The sequence below is a fragment of the Streptomyces sp. NPDC088554 genome (genome assembly GCF_044752945.1).
GTDB lineage: Bacteria > Actinomycetota > Actinomycetes > Streptomycetales > Streptomycetaceae > Streptomyces.
Genome location: NZ_JBIVMF010000040.1, coordinates 35,441 through 43,343 on the forward strand (window position 1 = coordinate 35,441; position 7,903 = coordinate 43,343).

Annotated in this window: 5 protein-coding genes and 1 pseudogene; 4 read left to right on the top strand and 2 right to left on the bottom strand. The window is 70.3% G+C overall.

From position 1 onward, the window contains the following. The first annotated feature begins 275 nt into the window (after positions 1-275). The 4 genes and pseudogenes from ACIP8W_RS29830 (at position 276) to ACIP8W_RS29845 (ending at position 6,719) form a co-directional block, all read left to right on the top strand. Positions 276-2,339, top strand: coding sequence for a discoidin domain-containing protein (locus tag ACIP8W_RS29830; RefSeq protein WP_402205442.1), 2,064 nt, complete (start codon positions 276-278; stop codon positions 2,337-2,339). Between the two features lie 106 nt (positions 2,340-2,445). Then, a pseudogene (locus ACIP8W_RS29835) lies at positions 2,446-3,050 on the top strand (TetR/AcrR family transcriptional regulator). A gap of 105 nt (positions 3,051-3,155) precedes the next feature. Then, positions 3,156-4,379, top strand: a complete 1,224-nt coding sequence (locus tag ACIP8W_RS29840; RefSeq protein WP_402205444.1) for a GDSL-type esterase/lipase family protein — start codon at positions 3,156-3,158, stop codon at positions 4,377-4,379. Positions 4,380-4,610: 231 nt separating this feature from the next. Then, positions 4,611-6,719, top strand: coding sequence for a non-reducing end alpha-L-arabinofuranosidase family hydrolase (locus ACIP8W_RS29845; RefSeq protein WP_401955895.1), 2,109 nt, complete (start codon positions 4,611-4,613; stop codon positions 6,717-6,719). A 21-nt stretch (positions 6,720-6,740) separates the two neighbouring features. Here ACIP8W_RS29845 and ACIP8W_RS29850 read toward each other — a convergent pair whose 3' ends face one another. Continuing rightward, positions 6,741-6,914: a hypothetical protein gene (locus ACIP8W_RS29850; RefSeq protein ID WP_402205446.1), complete on the bottom strand. Its 174-nt coding sequence runs from the start codon at positions 6,912-6,914 to the stop codon at positions 6,741-6,743. 16 nt (positions 6,915-6,930) lie between these two features. Further along, a complete protein-coding gene (locus tag ACIP8W_RS29855; RefSeq protein ID WP_402205448.1) occupies positions 6,931-7,836 on the bottom strand; it encodes a hypothetical protein in 906 nt (301 codons plus the stop codon). Positions 7,837-7,903: the final 67 nt, after the last annotated feature.

Genomic DNA, 7,903 nt, shown 5'->3' on the forward strand with positions numbered 1-7,903 from the left:
GCCGGGAAGGCGCCCGGGGCCGGGGCGCCGATGGGGCCGGACGGCGGCCTGCGCCCTTGGACCGGTGCGCGGCGCCTCATCTCCCCTCCACCTCCGTCATGTTGACCGAAGGGCGAACCATCAGGTCAGGCGTCCCGGACTCTTGACTCCGATCACGGGAAGCCGCGATTCTCGACACACCGTCCCCACGGGTTCATGACAATGCCGCCGCACGGTGTCGCCACCCCCGGGACGGGCAGCCCCCCTCCCCGACCTGCCGGCCGAAGGCGTGAGTGATGACGATGCCCCCGCGACCCCACCACAGACGAAGGCGTATCGCCCTTTTGTCGTCCCTCCTCGCCCTCGTCACCCTGCTCCTGGGCCCCGCACCCGGCGCCTCGGCCGACGGCAGCTGGTGGGAGCCCACCGCGCGGCCCGCGCCCGACTCCCGGATCGGTGTCACGGGCGAGCCCTTCACCGGGACCGACGCCCAGGGACGGGTAAGGGGCTTCGTCGACGCGCACAACCACCTGATGGCCAACGAGGCCTTCGGCGGTCGGCTGATCTGCGGGAAGACGTTCTCCGAGAAGGGGATCGCCGACGCGCTCAAGGACTGTCCCGAGCACTACCCCGACGGTTCGCTCGCGGTCTTCGACTTCATCACGAAGGGCGGCGACGGCAAGCACGACCCGGACGGCTGGCCGACGTTCAAGGACTGGCCCGCCCATGACTCGCTGACCCACCAGCAGAACTACTACGCCTGGGTCGAACGCGCCTGGCGCGGCGGCCAGCGGGTGCTCGTCAACGACCTCGTCACCAACGGTGTGATCTGCTCGGTCTACTTCTTCAAGGACCGCGACTGCGACGAGATGACCTCCATCCGCCTCCAGGCGAAGAAGACGTACGACCTCCAGTCCTACGTCGACACGATGTACGGCGGTCCCGGCAAGGGCTGGTTCCGGATCGTCACCGACTCCGCGCAGGCCCGCTCGGTCATCCAGCAGGGCAAGCTCGCCGTGATCCTGGGCGTCGAGACCTCCGAACCCTTCGGCTGCAAACAGGTCCTGGACATCGCGCAGTGCGGCAAGGCAGACATCGACCGCGGTCTGGACGAGCTGCACCGGCTCGGCGTGCGCAGCATGTTCCTGTGCCACAAGTTCGACAACGCCCTGTGCGGGGTCCGCTACGACGAGGGCGGCCTCGGTACGGCGATCAACGTGGGCCAGTTCCTGTCGACCGGCACCTTCTGGCAGACCGAGACCTGCAAGGGCCCGCAGCACGACAACCCCATCGGCGGGGCGGCGGCCACCGAGGCGGAGAAGCGGCTCCCGGACGGGGTGGAGGTCCCCTCGTACTCCGCCGACGCGCAGTGCAACACCCGGGGTCTCACCGATCTCGGCGAGTACGCGCTGCGCGGCATGATGAAACGCAAGATGATGCTGGAGATCGACCACATGAGCGTCAAGGCCACCGGCCGGGCGCTGGACATCCTCGAATCCGAGTCGTACCCCGGTGTGCTCTCCTCACACAGCTGGATGGATCTCGGCTGGACCGAGCGGGTCTACCGGCTCGGCGGCTTCATCGCCCAGTACATGCACGGCTCCGAGGACTTCGGCAAGGAGGCGAAGCGTACGGAGGCGCTGCGCGACAAGTACGGCGTGGGCTACGGCTACGGCACCGACATGAACGGCGTCGGCGGCTGGCCCGCGCCACGGGGCGCGGACACCTCCAACCCTGTGCGGTACCCCTTCGTCGGCGCCGACGGCACCACCGTCATCGACCGGCAGACCACCGGCGAGCGCACCTGGGACCTCAACACCGACGGCGCCGCGCACTACGGTCTGGTGCCGGACTGGGTGGAGGACATCCGGCTGGTGGGCGGCCAGGAGGTGGTGGACGACCTGTTCCGGGGCGCCGAGTCCTACCTCCGCACCTGGGGCGCCTCCGAGGGCCACGAAGCCGCGGTGAATCTCGCCACGGGCTCGTCCGCCACGGCCAGTTCGGCGGAGTGGAGCGCGTTCACGAGTTACGCGCCGGGCCGGGCGGTGGACGGCGACATCGCCACCCGCTGGGCGAGCGACTGGAGCGACGACCAGTCGCTCACGCTCGACCTCAAGTCGACCGGCCTGGTCAAGCGCGTCACCCTCGACTGGGAGCGCGCCTACGGGAAGGCGTACCGCGTCGAGCTGTCCACCGACGGTACGAACTGGCGGTCGGTCTGGTCCACGGAGACCGGGGACGGCGGGCTGGACACGGCGCGGTTCACCGGCACCCCGGCCCGCTACGTACGCGTTCACGGGGTGCAGCGCGGCACCGAGTGGGGGTACTCCTTGCGCGAGGTGGGCGTCTACAGCAGCTGACGGGCGCCCGGGCAGTGTCCAGGTGCGGGGCGGGCCGGATCAGCTCTCCTGATCCGGCCCGCCCCGCGGCCTTTTCCGGCGGGACACGAGAAAGAGGGGGATCCGCATGGCCCGGATGCCTCTCGCCGACCGGCGCCGGCAGCTCACCAAGGCGGCGATCCGCGTGATGACCCGCGACGGTGTCCCGAGGACGACGACCCGGTCCATCGCCGCCGAGGCCGGGGTGTCGCTGAGCGTCTTCCACTACTGCTTCGACTCCAAACAGGCCCTGCTGGAGTCGGTCTTCGCGGCCATCACCGAGCAGTACGTCGTGGTGGTGCGGGAGGCGATCCGGCCGCAGGCCACACTCGCCGAGAGCCTGCGGGCCGGCTTCGACGCGTACGGGGACCATGTGTCCGCCCACCCCGGCGAACACCTGCTCACCTATGAACTCACGCAGTACGCCCTGCGCCAGCCGGGGTTCGAGCATCTGGCCCGGCGCCAGTACGAGCTGTACTCCGACACCTACACCGAACTCATCGAACGGCTCCGCGCCACCATGACGTTCGAACTCCGTGTCCCCGTCCCGGTGCTGGCCCGCTATCTGGCGGCCATGACCGACGGACTCACCCTGAACTCTTCCTCGCCCTCGGCCAGGACGCGGCCTGGCCGGGCATCCTCGACACGGTGACCGATCACGTCGCCGCCCTGGTCGTGGACAACGGCCCCTGAGACGACGGCTGTGGGGAACGGGGCGACCGGAGCGCCGATCGTACGGGAGCGGCGCACCCGGAAAGCCCTGTGCGGATCACACGTCCGGTCGTCAGACTGGGAGTCATGAACTCCCCGCTCAACAACGACGTCCCCGGCCCGGAGGACGAGAACACCGACACGGCCGACTGGATCACCACGCCCATCACCTCGGCCATCCTGCGCGGCGCCCTCGATCTGGAGCGTACCGAACACGGTGTGCTGCCGCACCGGCTGCCCGCGTGGGCCCGCCGGCAGATCCCCGACGGGCAGCTGGCCATGGCCGAGGCCCAGCCCTCCGGCGTACGCGTGGTCTTCCGCACCCGCGCCACCCGCGTCGAGCTGGACGTGCTCCCCACCAGGACGGTGTACGAGGGCGCCCCGCCCCGTCCCGACGGGGTGTACGACCTGCTCGTCGACGGCCGTCCCGCCGGTCGTGCCACCGCCTCCGGTGGCCATGTCCTGACGGTGGACATGGCCACCGGATCCGCCGTCACCCAGCCCGGCCCGGTCGGCTCCGTCCGGTTCGCCGGGCTGCCCGCAGGGCGGAAGGACGTCGAGATCTGGCTGACGTACCGGGAGATCACCGAGCTGGTCGCCCTGCGCACCGACGCCCCGGTCGAGCCGGCGCCGGACCACGGCCGCAGGGTGTGGCTGCACCACGGCAGTTCGATCAGCCACGGCTCCGACGCCGAGAGCCCCACCACGACCTGGCCCGCGCTGGCCGCCTCCCTCGGCGGTGTGGAACTGGTCAACCTGGGCTTCGGCGGCAGCGCCCTGCTCGACCCGTTCATCGCCCGCACCCTGCGGGACACCCCTGCGGACCTGATCAGCGTCAAGGTCGGCATCAACCTGGTCAACACCGATCTGATGCGGCCGCGCGCGTTCGGTCCGGCGGTGCACGGCTTCCTCGACACGATCCGCGAGGGCCACCCCACCACACCGTTGCTGGTCGTCTCGCCCGTCCTGTGCCCCATCCACGAGGACACCCCCGGCCCCTCCGCGCCGGACTTCAGCGAACTCGACGCCGGGAAGCTGCTGTTCCGTGCCTCGGGCGACCCCTCGGACCGCACCCGGCTGACGCTCCGTGTCATCCGGGAGGAACTGTCCCGTATCGTCGCGCGACGGGCGGCCGACGACCCGAACCTGCACTATCTCGACGGCCGCGAACTGTACGGCGAGAAGGACTTCGCCGAACTGCCCCTGCCCGACCGGCTCCACCCGGACGCCGCCGCACACCGCCGCATCGGCGAACACTTCGCCGCGCTCGCCTTCGGCGACGACGGCCTGTTCGGGTCCTCCGGCGCCTGAAGCATTGACACCTTCGGTGAGTCTCCTATTATCCAGAACGCCCAAGAGTCGACTGATGTTCGGGATATCGGACATCGCCTGTCCCGAGCGGTCCGCGCACACCGCGCGGACCGGGCACCACAGCACCCCGCGTCATCCGCACCGGCTCCCCCCACACGCCACCGTGCCGGATCTGTGAGACACACTGGTGTACGTGCGGCGAGCCCCGTCCTCCTCTGGGAGCTTCGCATGATGTCACCCGCACGGCGTCTGAACCGACGCAGTCGTCGCCGGACCTCGGCGGTGGCCCTGCTGGCCACCGCCGCGCTGGTGGCGACCGGGACCGCGACCGCCGCGACCGGCCCCGACCGGGCGCCCGGCGGTGCCTCCGTCCTGGCCACCACCCTGGGTGCCCAAGCCGCCGAGTCCGGGCGGTACTTCGGGACGGCCGTGGCCGCCGGCAAGCTCACCGACACCACCTACGCGACGATCCTGAACCGCGAGTTCAACATGGTCACCCCGGAGAACGAGATGAAGTGGGACGCCATCGAGCGGTCCCGCGGCTCGTTCGACTTCACCGCCGCCGACCGGATCGTCAACCACGCCACGGCACGCGGACAGCGCGTACGCGGACACACGCTGGTGTGGCACTCCCAGCTGCCCGGCTGGGTCGGCGGGATCACCGACGCCGGCACACTGCGCAGTGTGATGAACAACCACATCACCACCTCGATGGCGCACTTCAGAGGCAAGATCCACTCCTGGGACGTGGTCAACGAGGCGTTCGCCGACGGCACCAGCGGCGAGCAGCGCGCCTCCGTCTTCCGGAACGTGCTGGGCAGCGGCTATATCGAGGAGGCCTTCCGCACCGCGCGATCGGCCGACTCCGCCGCCAAGCTCTGCTACAACGACTACAACATCGAGAACTGGAGCGACGCCAAGACCCAGGGTGTCTACCGCATGGTCCGCGACTTCAAGGCACGGGGCGTGCCCATCGACTGCGTCGGTTTCCAGGCCCATTTCGCAGCCGGCGGCCCGCCGTCGAGTTTCCAGACGACCCTGTCCAACTTCGCCGCCCTCGGTGTCGATGTCCAGATCACCGAGCTGGACATCGCGCAGGCGTCGACGACCGCGTACGCCAACGCGGTGAAGGCCTGCCGGAACGTCGCGCGCTGCACCGGCATCACTGTGTGGGGCATCCGGGACACCGACTCCTGGCGTACCGGGCAGAATCCGCTGCTGTTCGACGGCAACGGCGCCAAGAAGCCGGCCTACCAGTCGGTCATGTCCGCGCTGGCCGCCACCGCCGCGCCTGCCTCGGACGCCGCCGCGCTCGCTTCGGCTGCCGTGCCCGCGTCCGCCGCCGTGCCCGCGTCCGCCGTCTCGGCGCGGAACACCGCCGCCGCGCTGCCCACCAGCTTCACCTGGAACTCCAGCAACATCCTGCTCTCCCCGAAGTCGGACGCGACCCACACCATCGACGGGCTCAAGGACCCGTCGGTGGTCTACCACAACGGCAAGTGGCACGTATTTGCCACCGTCGCCAACGCCGCCGGGTACAACATGGTGTACCTGAGCTTCACCGACTGGTCCCAGGCGGCCTCGGCCACCCACCACTACCTGGACCGGAGCGCCATCGGCACCGGATACCGGGCCGCGCCCCAGGTGTTCTACTTCGCACCGCAGCAGACCTGGTACCTGGTGTACCAGACCGGCAACGCCTCGTACTCCACCAACCCCGACATCGGCAACCCGAACGGCTGGAGCGCTCCGCGCCACTTCTACCCGTCGATCCCGGACATCATCGCCGACAACATGGGCAACGGCGGATGGGTGGACATGTGGGTGATCTGTGACAGCGCCAACTGCTATCTGTTCTCCTCCGACGACAACGGGCATCTGTACCGCTCGCAGACGACCATGGCCCAGTTCCCGAACGGGTTCACCAACACCGTCATCGCGGCCCAGGACTCCAACCGGTACGCCCTGTACGAAGCCGCCAACGTCTACCGAGTGCAGGACACCAACCAGTATCTGCTGCTCGTCGAGGCGATCGGATCGAACGGGCGGCGCTACTTCCGCTCCTGGACCTCGAACAGCATCGCCGGCTCATGGACTCCACTCGCCGAGTCCGAGAGCAACCCGTTCGCCCGCTCGACCAACGTCTCCTTCCCCTCGGGCACCTGGACCACGGACATCAGCCACGGCGAGCTGATCCGCGCCCGCAACGACCAGACGCTGACCATCAACTCCTGCAGGCTCCAATACCTGTACCAGGGGCTGTCCCCCGGCGCGGGCGGTGACTACAACAGTCTGCCGTGGCGGCTCGGGCTGCTTACGCAGACCAACTCCACCTGCTGACAAGCGGGTTACGCCCGTCCCTCACGGTCTCAGATCCGCGCCGAGCGCGGCCGTGACAACACGGTCGCGCTCGGTCCGGGTCAGCGGCCCCTCGGCCGGCCGGCAGTCGGCGAGGGCGCGTACCTCCCGTACGCAGCGGCCCGAGGTCGCGACGGCGAGCCGCAACAGGCCGCGCCGGGTGGGAGGTTGGGGCATTCTCTGACTCCGATCGTCAGTCGTCGGCGGCAGGGGGTGCGGCGCCCGCCACGGGGCGACGGCGGCGGTCCGCACGCGGCCACCTCCCCGGGGCGGCGCTGTCCGGTTCCGTGGCCGGCAGCCACACCCGCATCGTCGAGGGGCCTCGGTTCGCCCAGGAGTGGTAGGGCACCAGGACGATCTCCGTGGGTTCGGCGGGCGCCGGGGCGCGGGGAGGGCCGAGCGGCTCGTACGGCCAGGGCACTTCGGGCGGTGTGGAGTGTGCGGTGAGTTCCCCGGCGACGACGACGGTGGCGCCCGTACCACCGGGGCCGTCCGCCGGCTCGGTGGACACGTCCACCAGCATCGCGTCGGTCTCGTGTCCCGCCGGCAGATCCACCGACTCGGCGCAGTACACCAGCGGCCCGCGCCGGACGGCCACCGTGCCGCGTACCGCGTCAATACGCGGGTCGGCCCCGATCCAGCGTGGCGCCATGGGCAGTTCGAGCCGTATCTCGTCACCGGGCCGGAAGGCGCGGGGGACCGCAGCGGTGCCCGGGGCGCCTGGACGGCGGGCCCCGTCCGGGTCGACCAGCCACGCCGTGGCGCCCGCCGTCCAGGCGGGGACGCGCAGCGACACGGTCCACGGGCGGTCCGGGGAGCGGTCGATCCGTACGGTCACCGTCCCGTCGGACGGGTAGCCGGTACGTATCCGCAGCGCGACGCCGTGGCCTCCGGTGAGGGAGGTGACGATCTCCGCGTCGGCGTACTGGGGCACCTGTACGCCGTGGTCGTCCGCCGTCGCCAGATACGCGGGCAGCTGGGCCAGGGTCCGCGCCACATTGGTCGGGCGGCAGGACACCGCGAACCAGTGCGCGCGCAGGCCCGATTCGGCGCGCGGGCTCTCGGTGTCGGCGGGGGGTGCCTCTATGTCTTTCGTCAAGGCGCCCAGGTTGGGTTTGGGGTGGTTCGGGCCTGCTGGGGTTATGTGGCGAGCTTGACGTCCGTGG

What these genes read in the sequence shown, in the direction of transcription:
- ACIP8W_RS29845 (WP_401955895.1), top strand. Translation starts at nt 4,611, where the DNA reads ATGTCACCCGCACGGCGTCTGAACCGACGCAGTCGTCGCCGGACCTCG.
- ACIP8W_RS29840 (WP_402205444.1), top strand. Translation starts at nt 3,156, where the DNA reads ATGAACTCCCCGCTCAACAACGACGTCCCCGGCCCGGAGGACGAGAAC.
- ACIP8W_RS29850 (WP_402205446.1), bottom strand. Translation starts at nt 6,914, where the DNA reads ATGCCCCAACCTCCCACCCGGCGCGGCCTGTTGCGGCTCGCCGTCGCG.
- ACIP8W_RS29830 (WP_402205442.1), top strand. Translation starts at nt 276, where the DNA reads ATGACGATGCCCCCGCGACCCCACCACAGACGAAGGCGTATCGCCCTT.